The sequence below is a fragment of the Salinicoccus roseus genome (assembly GCF_003814515.1).
GTDB classification, from domain to species: domain Bacteria; phylum Bacillota; class Bacilli; order Staphylococcales; family Salinicoccaceae; genus Salinicoccus; species Salinicoccus roseus.
On sequence record NZ_RKQJ01000002.1, the window covers coordinates 350575 to 363781 of the forward strand.

Below are 13207 nucleotides of genomic sequence, written 5' to 3' on the forward strand. Positions count from 1 at the left end.
ATTCCGCCCCATGCTGCAACTGGTTTGCCCGGCTACTTCAACTTTCCGATGCGCACCAGTGCCTTTTCCCTGCCGATCAGTGAGATGGTCTCCGGCAGCTCCGGACCCTTCGTCTGGCCTGTCACGGCCACGCGGATCGGCATGAAGAGCTTCTTGCCCTTATAGCCGGTCGACTTCTGGACTTCCTTGATTGCCGCCTTGATGGCTTCTGGGGAGAAATCATCCATCATGCTGAACTTCTCATGCAGGGCTGCCATCAGTTCAGGGATGTGTTCCTGTGCGATGACTTCGTTCGCCGCTTCGTCAAATTCGATATCATCCTTGAAGAACTGCTCGGACAGGGTCGTGATCTCCCCTGCAAAGCTCATCTGCTCCTGATAGAGCGCTACGAGCTTGCGGGCCCAATCCAACTCGGCTTCGGAGGCGTTCTCTTCAACAAGTCCCTCCTTAACAAGATGGGGAAGTGCCATCTGGAAGACCGTTTCAGTATCCTTTTCCTTCATGTACTGGTTATTGATCCAAGTCAGCTTCTGCTTGTCGAAGAACGCCGGGGACTTGGACAGCCGCGTCTCATCAAACAGCTTGATGAATTCCTCCTTGGAGAAGATCTCCTCTTCTCCTTCAGGCGTCCAACCGAGCAGCGCGATGAAGTTGAACAGGGCCTCAGGCAGATAGCCGAGATCCTTGTACTGCTCGATGAACTGGATAATCGAACCATCGCGCTTGGAGAGCTTCTTCTTGTTTTCATTGACGATGAGGGTCATATGGCCGAACTTCGGCTCTTCCCAGCCCATCGCCTGATAGATCATCTGCTGTTTTGGTGTATTGGAGATATGGTCATCCCCGCGCAGTACGTGGGAGATCTCCATCATGTGGTCGTCGATGACGACAGCGAAGTTGTACGTCGGTACGCCGTCCTTTTTGACGATGACCCAGTCCCCGATACCGTTCGATTCGAATGACACTTCACCTTTTACGATATCCTCGAATACGAAGGTCTCATCCTTCGGCACACGGAAACGGATGCTTGGCTGCCTGCCTTCATCGATGAAGGCCTGCTCCTCCTCTTCCGTCAGGTTCGCATGCTGGCCGCCGTATCTCGGCATTTCACCGCGGGCGATCTGCGCTTCCCGCTCCGCTTCCAGTTCTTCCGATGTCATATAGCACCGATAAGCTTTACCTTCCTCCAGCAGCCTGTCGATGATCGGCTTGTAGATGTGCTGGCGTTCCGACTGGCGGTACGGTCCGTATCCTCCATCCTTATCCACACTCTCGTCCCATTCCAGACCGAGCCACTTCAGATAATGGAGCTGGGACTCTTCACCCGCTGCCACATTCCGCGCACTGTCCGTATCTTCGATCCGGATGATGAAATCTCCGTCATAGCGACGGGCAAAAAGATAGTTGAACAATGCCGACCGCGCGTTACCGATGTGCAGATATCCTGTCGGACTTGGTGCATACCTCACTCTTACTTTATCCATTGTTATTCCTCCACTTTTTCAATTAGAACTACCGCTTCAGAAGCGATGCCTTCGCCCCTGCCTGTAAAACCGAGCTTTTCCGTAGTTGTCGCCTTAATATTAACATTTGAAAGATCCGTCTTCAAAAGGGAGGCGGCAACATCCCGCATATCATCGATGTGCGGCCTGAACTTGGGACGCTCCGCCATGATGACTGCATCGATGTTCCCTATCCTGTACCCTTTTTTGACCATCATCTCGACCACTTCAGAAAGCAGCACTTTGGAATCCATATCCTTGAACGCCGCATCCGTGTCCGGGAAGAACTTGCCGATATCCCCGAGAGCCAGGGCCCCGAGGATGGCATCCGCCATCGTATGGAGCAGCACATCCGCATCCGAGTGTCCCTTGAGTCCACGGTCATGGGGAATCTCGATGCCACCGATGATCAGCGGCCGGCCTGCTTCGAACGCATGGACGTCAAATCCGTGACCAATCCTGAGCATGTCATTCACTCCCTTTCTTCATAATGGATTCAGCGACCTTCAGGTCTTCTTCAGTCGTTATTTTAATATTATCATAAGTCGACGCCGTCACGTGGACCCTTTTCCCGAGTGCTTCCACCATCATCGAGTCATCCGTCACGGAAAGGTTCTTCTCCGCCGCATTCTGATATGCACGCATGAGCAAATCATATTGGAAAGCCTGCGGTGTATGGACCGCGATGACCGACGCACGGTCGATCGTCTCTTCCACTTCGTCCCCGGATATACGCTTCAGCGTATCCTTCGGCTTTACGCCGCAGATGACTGCCTGATGCATTTCGACCGACGCCTTCAGATCATCCAGCGTATGCTGGCTGACGAAGGGCCTCGCCCCATCATGTACAAACACATAGTCTGCAGGTTCGATGGCCCCGAGGACATTATGGATGCTGTGCTGGCGTTCCCTGCCGCCTTCATGGATGCCTTTGACCTTGGTGCATCCCTGAAGCATCTCCCATAGTGTGTCCATTTCCCCCTTGCGCCCAGCAAGATGGATGGCTTCACAGTCGGGGTCTGCTTCAAATTTCTCTACAGTCATCCGGATGATCGGGGTGTCCCCCAACCTGATGAAAACCTTATTGTAATCCATATGCATTCTGCTGCCCATTCCGGCAGCCGGAATTATTACTGTATATTTCATTTCCTTCTCACTTTCCTAGCGAATACGATGCGCCCGGAATTTGTCTGGAGCACACTTACCACCTCTACTTTGACGGTCTTATTTATAAGGGACCTGCCTTCTTCAACCACGACCATCGTACCATCTTCAAGGTAGCCGACCCCCTGGTTCTCTTCTTTGCCCGTCTTCGAGATCAGCAGATTGAATGTGTCGCCCTGGATGACGACGACTTTGATTGCCTCGGACAGCTGATTCACATTGAGGACCGGGATCTGGTGCAGCTGGCATACCTTGTTCAGATTATAATCGGTGGTGATGATGGCACCCTGTTCCGCTTTCGCAGCTTCGATCAGCTGATGATCGACATCAAGCTTGTCGTAATCGACCGGCATGATGGTGACATTATCACTCTGCTCCTGCAGGGTGTTCAGCATATCCAGCCCCCTCTGCCCCTTGTCCCTTTTGATCGGGTCTGTAGCATCGGCAATGAGCTGGAGTTCATCCAGCACGAACTGCGGAATCACGAGCTCCCCTTCGATGAACCCCGTCTTTGCCACATCCACGATCCTTCCATCTATGATGGCACTCGTATCGAGGAACTTACGCGGAATCCTCTTCTCCTCTTCCTGGGATTTCGAAAAATTGCCGGGAAGGAAATCCAGAACTTCACTGAACTTCTTGAGCCCGATCTGGAACCCGAGATACCCCAGTATCACAGCCAGTATGAAGGGAATGATATCGCCGATCAGAGGAATGTCGATGGCATTGATCAATAGGGAAATTAAGACAGCAATTAAAAGGCCGACGATCATTCCTAGTGTGGCGGACACAATCTCTGCAAGGCTGCGGTTCAGGATCAGGGCTTCGCTCCTCCGGATAAGCGATTCGACCTTCGGCACCGTCCACAGGAAGAGGAGGAGAAACAGCAGCAGCCCGGCAAGGCCATGAACCAATACATTATCGATCACCATCGGCAGATCGAACGGAAGCAGCTGGAAGAGCGTCGGCATGAGCCAGACGCCGAGTGAAACCCCGATAAGTACGTACAGAATATAAAGCAGATACTTCAACATGGATATTCACCTCCCCTACTTCTTGATTGCGGCTTTCAGCGCATCCTTCAAGGTGCGGACGCTGATGACCTCGATGCCTTCCGGCACCTCCAGTCCACTCATGTTCGACGCCGGGATGATTGCACGGTTGAAGCCGAGCTTCGCCGCCTCCTGGAGCCTCTGTTCAATCTTGGTTACACGTCTGATCTCACCGGTCAGCCCGACTTCACCGATGAAGCAGTCGTCGCCGCGCACCTGTGCGGCCTTGAAGCTTGAAGCGATGCTGACGATGACGCTGAGGTCGACTGCCGGTTCATCCAGCCGGGCGCCCCCAGCGACCTTGATGTAGGCATCGTGCTGCTGCATGAGCAGCCCTTCACTCTTCTCCAGCACCGCCATCAGAAGCGACAGACGGTTCTGGTCGATGCCTGTGGCCATGCGCCGCGGGTTATGGAAGTGCGTCGGTGTGACGAGTGCCTGGACCTCAACCAGCAGCGCCCGCGTTCCTTCCATGGTGGCCACTATGGCCGATCCGGGGGTATTCTTCGAGCGTTCCTCGAGGAATACCTCCGATGGATTGAGCACCTCCTTCAGCCCTTCGCTCTTCATCTCGAACATGCCCATTTCATTCGTGGAGCCGAAGCGGTTCTTGACCGCCCGGAGCATCCGGTACGTATGATGCTGATCCCCTTCGAAATAGAGCACCGTATCCACCATATGCTCGAGCATCCTCGGCCCTGCAATCTGTCCCTCTTTGGTCACGTGGCCGACGATGAAGGTGGCGATGTTGCCGCTTTTCGCGATGTTCATCAGGCTCTGTGTACACTCCCGCACCTGCGAAACACTGCCGGGGGCGCTTGTCACATCCGGGTTGAATACGGTCTGGATGGAGTCGATGATCAGGAAGTCCGGATCCAGCCGCTTGATCTCGTCATGGATGTAGAAGAGGTTCGTTTCACTGTAGACGTTCAGCTGGTCGCTTCCTTCGGTCAGCCGGTCCGCACGCAGCTTTATCTGCTCCAGTGATTCCTCACCGGAAACATACAGCACTTCGTGGTTCTGGGACAGGGTCAGCGCAGTCTGGAGCAGAATCGTCGACTTCCCGATTCCGGGGTCACCCCCGATCAGTATCAGGGAGCCATCGACGATGCCGCCGCCGAGCACCCGGTCGAACTCGCCGCTCTGGGTCAGCGTCCTCGGTGTGTTGCTTTTGTTTACGCGTTCAAGCTTCCGGCTGCGCTGGCGGCCTTCTGCCTCAGGCTTGCCGAATGTTCCCCTGCCCTTGGTCTCCTTGTGGACCAGTTTCTCCTCCATCTGGTTCCATGCACCGCAGTTTGGACATCTGCCCATCCATTTGGGCGACTCATGTCCGCACGCCATACACTCGAAAATGTTTTTCGTCTTTGCCATGTCTAGAGACTCTCCTGTAATTTGAATTTATTATTAATATTGTATAACTATTACCTATGATTTTAAAGCGGAACCTCATTGCAGCCCGAGGCCCCATGATGAAAAAACCGGGATGGTTTCCCATCCCGGCGTGCCACTCCTTCTATTCCACTGCAACTTTTTCTTTCGTGCTTACATTGAATTCGTCATCCTTGTAGTCGATTGTGACGACTCTGCCTTCGAGTTCCTCGCCGGAAAGCAGGGATTCACTGAGCGTATCTTCGATATGACGCTGGATGGAGCGTGCGAGTGGACGCGCACCATATTCAGGGTCATATCCTTCCTCGGCAATCTTTTCGGTGGCCGACTCGGTGACTTCAAGATGGATATCCTGATCGCTCAAACGCTCTGTCAGCTGATTGATCATGAGCGTCACGATTTCTTTGAGGTGTTCCTTCTCGAGGCTGTGGAAGACGATGATATCGTCCACACGGTTGATGAATTCCGGACGGAAGCTGTTCTTCAGTTCCTTCATCATCGTATTTCTGATCGTGTCGTAGTCCTGGGACTGCGCCGTCGTACCGAAGCCTGCAAACTTGTTGTCCCTGAGCTCCTGGGCACCGACGTTCGATGTCATGACGATGATCGTGTTCCTGAAGTCGACGGTGCGTCCATTGGAGTCCGTCAGACGTCCGTCATCCAATACTTGCAGCAGCATGTTGAAGACGTCCGGGTGAGCCTTCTCGATTTCATCGAAAAGCACGAGTGAATAAGGTTTCCTCCTCACTTTTTCCGTCAGCTGGCCGCCATCATCATAGCCGACATAGCCCGGTGGTGAACCGACGAGACGGGAGACGGAGTGCTTCTCCATGTACTCGCTCATGTCGACGCGGATCATCGCATCCTCTTCGCCGAACATCGCTTCGCTGAGTGCCCTGGCAAGCTCCGTCTTACCGACACCCGTCGGACCGAGGAAGATGAAGCTGCCGATTGGACGCTTCGGATTCTTGAGTCCGGCGCGTGCCCTTCTGACCGCTTTCGAAATGGAAGCTACGGCGTCTTCCTGACCGATGACGCGGTCATGCAGGATGGACTCCAGGTTCATCAGCCTCTCCGACTCGTCCTCTGCAATCTTGGAGAGCGGGATGCCTGTAATGCTGCTGATGACAAGTTCTATATCACTTCTCGTTACAGACTGTGATGCCTGTCCCTGTTCCTTCTTCCAATTGTCTTCACGCTTCTTAAGCTCATCTTCAAGCTTCGTCTGCTGATCCCTGTAGTTCGCCGCTGCTTCAAACTCCTGGCTCTGTACGGCTGCGTCCTTCTCCTTCTTGATGGCTTCGAGCTTGCCTTCAAGATCCTTCAGATCCGGTGGGGACGTATAGCTTCTGAGCCTCACTTTGGATGACGCTTCATCAATCAGATCGATCGCCTTGTCCGGCAGGAACCTGTCCTGGACATAGCGGTCACTCATGACCGCTGCCGCTTCCAGCGCCTCATCCGTGATGGTAATCCTGTGGTGTGCTTCATAGCGGTCGCGGAGACCCCTCAGAATGAGTATCGCATCCTCGACATTCGGCTCATCCACCTGTACGGGCTGGAAACGGCGCTCCAGTGCCGCATCCTTTTCGATGTGCTTGCGGTATTCATCAAGCGTCGTCGCCCCGATGCACTGCAGCTCGCCGCGTGCAAGTGCAGGCTTCAGGATATTGGAGGCATCGATTGCACCTTCGGCGCCGCCGGCCCCGATCAGTGTATGCAGCTCATCGATGAACAGCACGACGTTGCCGGCCTTATGGATCTCCTCCATCACCTTCTTCATGCGTTCCTCGAATTCACCACGGTACTTCGTGCCTGCCACGACGGTCCCCATGTCGAGTGACATGACGCGCTTGTCCTTCAGTGTCTCCGGCACTTCGTTTTTGATGATCGCCTGGGCAAGGCCTTCGGCAATCGCCGTCTTGCCGACACCAGGTTCACCAATGAGTACCGGGTTATTCTTCGTCCTTCTGCTCAGCACCTCGATCACACGGGTGATCTCCTTGGATCTGCCGATGACCGGGTCGAGCATTTCATCACGGGCAATCTGCGTAAGGTCGCGGGCCAGTGAATCCAGGGTTGGTGTATTGTGGTCCTTCTTCATGCCGTCCTTCTGCTGGAATGACTCAGGGTTGCCGAGCATCTTGATGACTGCGGCACGGGCCTTCGTGATGTTCAGGTCGAGGTTGGAGAGCACGCGTGCGGCCACGCCTTCACTTTCCCTGATCAGGCCGAGCAGGAGATGCTCCGTGCCCACGAAGTTATGGTGGAGCTTGCGCGCTTCATCCATTGAAAGTTCAATGACCTTCTTCGCCCTCGGCGTGTAGTGGATGGAAGAGGAAGGTTCACTGCCTTCGTTGATCAGGTTGAACACTTCCTCCTTCACTTTCTCTTCAGTGATGTTGAAGGATTCGAGGACCTTCGCGGCAATGCCTTCGTTTTCCTTTACGAGCCCAAGCAGCAGGTGCTCGGTTCCGATATTCGAATGCTTGAGGTTGATTGCTTCTTCCTGTGCATAGGCCAGCACTTTTTGCGCTCTTTCAGTCAGTCTGCCAAATAACATATTATTCCCCTCCTAGTAATTGTCTCATCAAAGCCGCACGCTCTTCTTCAACAGCATGCTCCAAGGACGTGATTTCTATATCTTTTTCATTCAGGCGCATCTTGATGAATGCTGGCTGAATAAGTTGAATCCATTTCTGGAATTGGAAACCTTCCAGTTCAATCAGATTGAGGTCGGTGCCGAGCTTCAGATCGCTCAGACACTTTGCCGCTTCTTTCAATGGCATCCTGTAGGCATGCTTCAGGAGGCCGTAGGAGCGGTAGACCGAATCCTTCACTTCGAGAAGATGTTCACTTTCAAGCCATGAGCGCATCTCCATCTCTTCTTCGACAATGCGTTCCTTCAGTTCGTCAAGGTTGTTGATGATCTCCTCTTCCGTCTGCCCGAGTGTCAGCTGGTTCGACAGCTGGTATATATGTCCGAGCGGGACGGATCCTTCTCCATATATACCTCTTAATGTGAAACCGAAACGGCTCAAATTTGCAGACAGCGGCTGGATGCGGCTGCCGAAGGTGAGCGCCGGCAGATGGAGCATCACAGAGGCACGCAGCCCGGTGCCGACATTCGTCGGACAGGCGGTGAGGTAACCATACTTTTCGTCAAATGCATAATCGACTTCCGACTCCAGCATATCATCGATCGCATCCGCTTTTCTATAGAGATCCATCATCGGGAGGCCGACGCCCATCGTCTGGATGCGCAGGTGATCCTCTTCGTTGACCATGATGGAAACGGATTCGTCTTCACTAATATAACTGAGCAGCCCCTGCTTCGTAAACAATGGGCTCACCAGGTGCTTTTCGACCAGCAGCGCCTTGTCCTCGAACTGGAGGCCGGACATCTCCACACGCCGGTAGCCTGTGAGTGTCTTTTCCAGTTTCTCAAGCACCGGCGCAATGGCATCATTTCCCTTCATCATGTATGGGAAGGGCAGATGACTCACGTTACGGGCGAGCCTCACCCGCGCGGACATTTCAACCGGCAGCTCCTCTGATTCCTGCATCCACGGGCTGATGTGATCATATCCCATCATCATCACCTGCCTGTTCCAGCGCCTTGATTTCATCACGTACTACCGCTGCCTCCTCGAACTCCTGCGCTTCGACGAGCTTTGCGAGTTCACCCTTCAGCTGTTCGAGCTGCTTCTTCGTCTTCAGTTGGGCACGCGCCTTCACAGGCACCTTCCCGACATGCTCCGACTGGTGGGCCTGCACCCGGCTGATGATGTCGGCTGCCTGACTGCCGAAAGTGGTATAGCAGTCGGGGCATCCGAATTTCCCCATCTGTACGATGGTGTTGATGGTGGACCCGCATGTCGCACACTGCTTCGGACGCCGTTTTGTCTGCTGCAGGGATGGGTGCTCGGACAGTGATTTGAGCAGCTTCTGTATGTTGAAGCTGTCGTCCGGATAACTGAAGTCATTCTCGAATGAGGCATTGGCACACTGCTCGCACAGGAACTTTTCGGTCTTTTCGAAGCCATTGCCCTTTGAGATATGGATCGTTGCCTCTCTTTCGTTGCATGATTCACATTTCATCTCATCACTCCTCTGTGTAGAGAATGACATCTATCACCCTCATCAGTATATTCGCACGGAGGCGGTCACGGTATGGCAGATCGAGCATCAGAGATTCCCTCTCCAGTACTGCATCTATGATTTTCGCTTCCTTCATTGTAATTACTTCGTTCTCCATCAGCGACTGTACGATGTGCTTGGCATTCTGCTGAGAGATGCCGTCGCCGATCAGCTGCTTCAGGCGTGCCAGATACTCGGATTTGGAGTGGGTCTCCACCTTGGTGATCCGGATGTATCCGCCGCCGCCCCTCTTGCTCTCCACGGTGTAGCCATGTTCATTGGTGAAACGGGTCTTTATCACGTAGTTCAGCTGCGAGGGGACACAGTCGAATTTCTCTGCGATATGCGCGCGTTTTATTTCCACGACTTCACCGCCGGATTCTTCAATCAGCTGTTTGAGGTATTGTTCGATTATATCCGACATGTTGCGCATTACATCACCCCTTTTGACCTTCTTTGACTAAATTATATATCCTATAATCAAATATGGCAAATGTAATGTTTTTTTATATCCACCCTTTATTTTTGTAAACGTTTGCATTATAATGAATCGGGATGATTTTGTCACATGATTACATATACAGACAATAACGCCATGCTATATAATGAATACAACTTAATCTTTTATGAGGTGAAATTCTTGAATATTCTTATGGGTATCATCGGGATCGCATTCACTTTCTTCCTCGCATGGCTTGTGAGCAGCAACCGCAAGCTTGCCTTCAAAAAATGGAAGAACATTCTGATCCTGCTCGGTATACAACTGCTTTTTGCTTTCATACTTCTTTCCACAGGCGCCGGCCAGGCCGTCATCGAATTCCTGGCAGCCGGATTCAACACGCTGCTCGGCTTTGCCGCTGAAGGTGTCGGATTCGTCATGGGCGACCTGACGACACTCGGAGACGGTTCTCCGGCAGATGTCTTCTTCTTCAATGTACTGCTGCCGATCATCGTCATTTCGGCACTGATCGGTATTCTGCAGTTCACCAAACTGCTGCCGCTGATCATCCGCGGACTCGGCTTCCTGCTGACGAAGGTCACAGGCATGGGCTACCTTGAGTCCTACAACGGTGCGGCATCCATGATCCTCGGTCAGTCAGAGGTCTTCATTTCACTGAAGAACCAGCTGCCACACCTTCCGAGGCACCGCCTCTATACACTATCTGCACAGGCGATGAGTTCCGTATCCCTGTCCATCGTCGGTGCCTATATGACAATGCTCGAACCACAGTATGTCGTTACGGCGATCGTACTCAACCTGTTCGGTACATATGTCATCGTCCACATCCTCAACCCGTATGAAGTGACGGATGCGGAAGATGCGGCCGATGTCGATGACAACCCGGATGCAGGCAAATCATTCTTCCAGATACTCGGGGACTACATCATGGATGGTGCAAAAGTCGCCATGACCGTTGCAGCGATGCTGATCGGTTATATCGCACTCATCGCCATCCTGAACGAAGCGTTCCTGCTCATCCCGGGAATGGAGATCACATTCCAGGACGTCCTCGGCTACATCTTCATGCCGATCGCATTCCTCATCGGAATCCCTTGGTCTGAAGCCCAGCAGGCGGGCAGCCTGATGGCGACGAAGCTGATTACGAATGAATTCGTCGCCATGCTCGACTATACGGGAATGGCGGACGAGTTCAGCCGCAAATCCCAGGCGATGATTTCGGTATTCCTGGTATCATTCGCCAACTTCTCAAGCATCGGCATCATTGCAGGTTCCGTCAAAGGCCTGCATGACGACAGCGGCAACAAAGTGGCCCACTTCGGCCTGAAGCTCGTATACGGTGCTTCCCTGGTCAGTGTGCTCACTGCAGCAGTCGTCGGATTCTTCGCTTAAAATTGATACTGTATATGTAGAAAGACAGGCCTCCCAGCCTGTCTTTCTTTTATGGCCGGGAACGGTTTGATTGACTTCATCCCGGGGTTTACATGATACTTCTTGATAAATCGACCATACGGAGAGATCAATATGAGAATAGGCATCATTTCCGACCTGCATGTCGACCGCCGGCATGCACGCTACTCGATCAGTGATTTTGAACATCTGCTTGCAGACGAAGTCCACAGAAGAAAAATTGAACTGCTCCTCATCGCCGGGGACATCTCCAGCGACTATCGCATCACCACCAACTTCATCCATTCGCTCATGGTCCGGACAGGAATCGATATCCGCTTCGTTCCCGGCAACCATGACTACTGGCAGCCGGAATCGGAGGACACCTCAAGTGCCGATATATACAGATTCTACAGGGAGCACCCTGAGAGCATGATCGCCACCCCGCTCATACTGGATGACGACTGGGCCATCGTCGGACACAGCGGCTGGTATGACTATTCCTATGCCGATGCCCGCTTCAGCAGGGAGAAGATTGCGACCGGTAAATTCTATGGCGGCACATGGCAGGATAAGGTACGGACAAGCTGGCCGATGGACGACCCTGCATTGTCGAAGACCTTTGCTGATGCTGTTCGGCAGGATCTTGAAGAGGTCGGGGACCGCAACATCATCATGATGACCCACGTGGTGACGCACCGCAGTTTCGCCGTGCCGACACCGCATCGGCTGTTCGATTTCTACAATGCCTTCATCGGCACATCCGATTTCGACACCTTCTACAAGGAGTTCCCGATCCACTACAGTATCATGGGGCATGTCCACTTCCGCCACCAGTTTGAAGAAAATGGCATCCAATTTATATGTCCCTGCCTCGGCTACTCGCGCGAGTGGCGCACGGATGACCTTGCTGTGGAAATAAAGAATACGCTTCAAATAATTGACGTTTAGTATCATAATGTTTAATCATTTGAGTAGTATAGGATAACTAAACCCCCGATTTTGAACGGCTATTCAAAATCGGGGGTATATTCTTTGCTATTCAATTCATCTATTTTTGGCAATCAATTGAAGAACGAAATAATAAACTACTGTGAAAATGGCAACTGTAACGATAATGGGTATTACATTATTGATTCCAAAAGTCATACCTATAGTATCTGAGGACGTGGGTGCGCTATTGAAGAATACAGCGCCAAAATATGCTGTCCGATACCCAAGTTCTGCACTTGAAAACAGCAATATCAAGAAACTGACTGTTAAAATAATCAAAGTCGTCACAATCGAAGCAGCTGCACTATTAATAATCCGTACTACGATTTTCATATCTAACTCCTTCTTTAGATTTACTAACCCTTGGATACTGAAATAAACAACAAAAAATAGAATATAAGAAGCAATATCAGATGAAAACAGGATAGCTACTATCATAAGCATAATGAAAGCCATTCACTTTAAGCATGGATTACTCCTTTGGAAAGCAGATTCTTTTTCATGCACACTTTCTCCTCCCTTAATACGAGAGCCAACAATAAAACTAAATTATCCCATAGATTTTTCTCTGTTTAGGCAGTACGGATAATACATCTAAAAGATTACAAATTCATATTATGAAATCCAACACCTTAAAGGAAATTGTCATATTTTTTGCAGATATGAATAGTACTGATTGTCACAAGGTTACTTCGAGGAAACTATCATTCCTATTAGATATGATATGGCTTGCAGCAGTAGTGGTATATGTAAAATTAATAATTATGCCTAATTAAAATAAAATGACCTTAACCAAGTTAAGGTCATTCAGTCCATCCTGTCGATGATCATATGATACCCGTCGCTGCCGTAGTCCAGGCAGCGCTTGACCCGGGACACCGTAGCGCTCGAGGCACCTGTTTCATTCTGGACCTTCGAGTACGTCTGCCCCTCCTTTATCATCTTCGCCACCTGGAAACGCTGCTTCAGTGAAACCAATTCATTTGTGGTGCAGAGGTCATCGAAAAAGTGATGGCATTCCTCAACCGTTTCAAGCTTCAATATACCTTCGAAGAGGTCATCAAGCTCCTTGCCTCTCAGTTTGTCTATCTGCATATGTTTCCCCCCATTAATACGAT

General features: G+C 51.6%; 13 protein-coding genes. 2 read left to right on the plus strand and 11 right to left on the minus strand.

Going from position 1 to position 13207, the window contains the following annotated elements:
* Positions 1–32: 32 nt before the first annotated feature.
* From gltX to EDC33_RS08820, 9 genes are all read right to left on the minus strand, one after another.
* Entirely contained in the window at positions 33–1484 is a 1452-nt protein-coding gene (gene gltX / locus EDC33_RS08780; RefSeq protein WP_124010889.1) for a glutamate--tRNA ligase, read from the minus strand.
* Positions 1485–1486: 2 nt separating this feature from the next.
* Positions 1487–1969, minus strand: a complete 483-nt coding sequence (gene ispF, locus EDC33_RS08785) for a 2-C-methyl-D-erythritol 2,4-cyclodiphosphate synthase (protein ID WP_124010890.1) — start codon at positions 1967–1969, stop codon at positions 1487–1489.
* 1 nt (position 1970) lies between these two features.
* Positions 1971–2648, minus strand: a complete 678-nt coding sequence (gene ispD / locus EDC33_RS08790; RefSeq protein ID WP_124010891.1) for a 2-C-methyl-D-erythritol 4-phosphate cytidylyltransferase — start codon at positions 2646–2648, stop codon at positions 1971–1973.
* Entirely contained in the window at positions 2645–3700 is a 1056-nt protein-coding gene (locus EDC33_RS08795; protein WP_179287249.1) for a PIN/TRAM domain-containing protein, read from the minus strand. Before EDC33_RS08795 ends, ispD begins: the two co-directional genes overlap by 4 nt.
* Positions 3701–3715: 15 nt before the next feature.
* Positions 3716–5089, minus strand: a complete 1374-nt coding sequence (gene radA, locus EDC33_RS08800) for a DNA repair protein RadA (RefSeq protein WP_124010892.1) — start codon at positions 5087–5089, stop codon at positions 3716–3718.
* A 142-nt stretch (positions 5090–5231) separates the two neighbouring features.
* Entirely contained in the window at positions 5232–7670 is a 2439-nt protein-coding gene (locus tag EDC33_RS08805; protein WP_124010893.1) for an ATP-dependent Clp protease ATP-binding subunit, read from the minus strand.
* 1 nt (position 7671) lies between these two features.
* Positions 7672–8736 (minus strand): protein arginine kinase, encoded by a 1065-nt coding sequence (locus EDC33_RS08810; RefSeq protein ID WP_229716692.1) that lies wholly within the window; start codon positions 8734–8736, stop codon positions 7672–7674.
* Positions 8690–9238 (minus strand): UvrB/UvrC motif-containing protein, encoded by a 549-nt coding sequence (locus EDC33_RS08815; RefSeq protein ID WP_229716691.1) that lies wholly within the window; start codon positions 9236–9238, stop codon positions 8690–8692. The genes EDC33_RS08810 and EDC33_RS08815 overlap by 47 nt, the downstream gene beginning before the upstream one ends.
* Positions 9213–9680, minus strand: coding sequence for a CtsR family transcriptional regulator (locus EDC33_RS08820; RefSeq protein WP_124010894.1), 468 nt, complete (start codon positions 9678–9680; stop codon positions 9213–9215). The genes EDC33_RS08815 and EDC33_RS08820 overlap by 26 nt, the downstream gene beginning before the upstream one ends.
* A 207-nt stretch (positions 9681–9887) precedes the next feature.
* On the opposite strand from EDC33_RS08820, the gene EDC33_RS08825 reads away from it, so the two are divergent.
* Positions 9888–11099, plus strand: a complete 1212-nt coding sequence (locus EDC33_RS08825) for a NupC/NupG family nucleoside CNT transporter (RefSeq protein WP_124010895.1) — start codon at positions 9888–9890, stop codon at positions 11097–11099.
* A 132-nt stretch (positions 11100–11231) separates the two neighbouring features.
* On the plus strand, positions 11232–12047 hold the full coding sequence (locus EDC33_RS08830; protein ID WP_124010896.1) for a metallophosphoesterase: 816 nt from the start codon (positions 11232–11234) through the stop codon (positions 12045–12047).
* Between the two features lie 96 nt (positions 12048–12143).
* Here EDC33_RS08830 and EDC33_RS08835 read toward each other — a convergent pair whose 3' ends face one another.
* Together EDC33_RS08835 and EDC33_RS08840 are read right to left on the minus strand one after the other, a co-directional pair.
* Positions 12144–12422 carry a hypothetical protein gene (locus tag EDC33_RS08835; RefSeq protein ID WP_148087054.1) on the minus strand — a complete coding sequence of 93 codons (279 nt, stop codon included), beginning with the start codon at positions 12420–12422 and terminating at the stop codon, positions 12144–12146.
* A gap of 474 nt (positions 12423–12896) precedes the next feature.
* Entirely contained in the window at positions 12897–13184 is a 288-nt protein-coding gene (locus tag EDC33_RS08840; RefSeq protein WP_124010897.1) for a YerC/YecD family TrpR-related protein, read from the minus strand.
* Positions 13185–13207 lie beyond the last annotated feature (23 nt).

Bases quoted from the DNA above. Each gene is read 5' to 3' on its own strand.
- gltX (WP_124010889.1), bottom strand. From the start codon at position 1,484: ATGGATAAAGTAAGAGTGAGGTATGCACCAAGTCCGACAGGATATCTG.
- ispF (WP_124010890.1), bottom strand. From the start codon at position 1,969: ATGCTCAGGATTGGTCACGGATTTGACGTCCATGCGTTCGAAGCAGGC.
- ispD (WP_124010891.1), bottom strand. From the start codon at position 2,648: ATGAAATATACAGTAATAATTCCGGCTGCCGGAATGGGCAGCAGAATG.
- EDC33_RS08795 (WP_179287249.1), bottom strand. From the start codon at position 3,700: ATGTTGAAGTATCTGCTTTATATTCTGTACGTACTTATCGGGGTTTCA.
- radA (WP_124010892.1), bottom strand. From the start codon at position 5,089: ATGGCAAAGACGAAAAACATTTTCGAGTGTATGGCGTGCGGACATGAG.
- EDC33_RS08805 (WP_124010893.1), bottom strand. From the start codon at position 7,670: ATGTTATTTGGCAGACTGACTGAAAGAGCGCAAAAAGTGCTGGCCTAT.
- EDC33_RS08810 (WP_229716692.1), bottom strand. From the start codon at position 8,736: ATGAAATCAAGGCGCTGGAACAGGCAGGTGATGATGATGGGATATGAT.
- EDC33_RS08815 (WP_229716691.1), bottom strand. From the start codon at position 9,238: ATGTCATTCTCTACACAGAGGAGTGATGAGATGAAATGTGAATCATGC.
- EDC33_RS08820 (WP_124010894.1), bottom strand. From the start codon at position 9,680: ATGCGCAACATGTCGGATATAATCGAACAATACCTCAAACAGCTGATT.
- EDC33_RS08830 (WP_124010896.1), top strand. From the start codon at position 11,232: ATGAGAATAGGCATCATTTCCGACCTGCATGTCGACCGCCGGCATGCA.
- EDC33_RS08835 (WP_148087054.1), bottom strand. From the start codon at position 12,422: ATGAAAATCGTAGTACGGATTATTAATAGTGCAGCTGCTTCGATTGTG.
- EDC33_RS08840 (WP_124010897.1), bottom strand. From the start codon at position 13,184: ATGCAGATAGACAAACTGAGAGGCAAGGAGCTTGATGACCTCTTCGAA.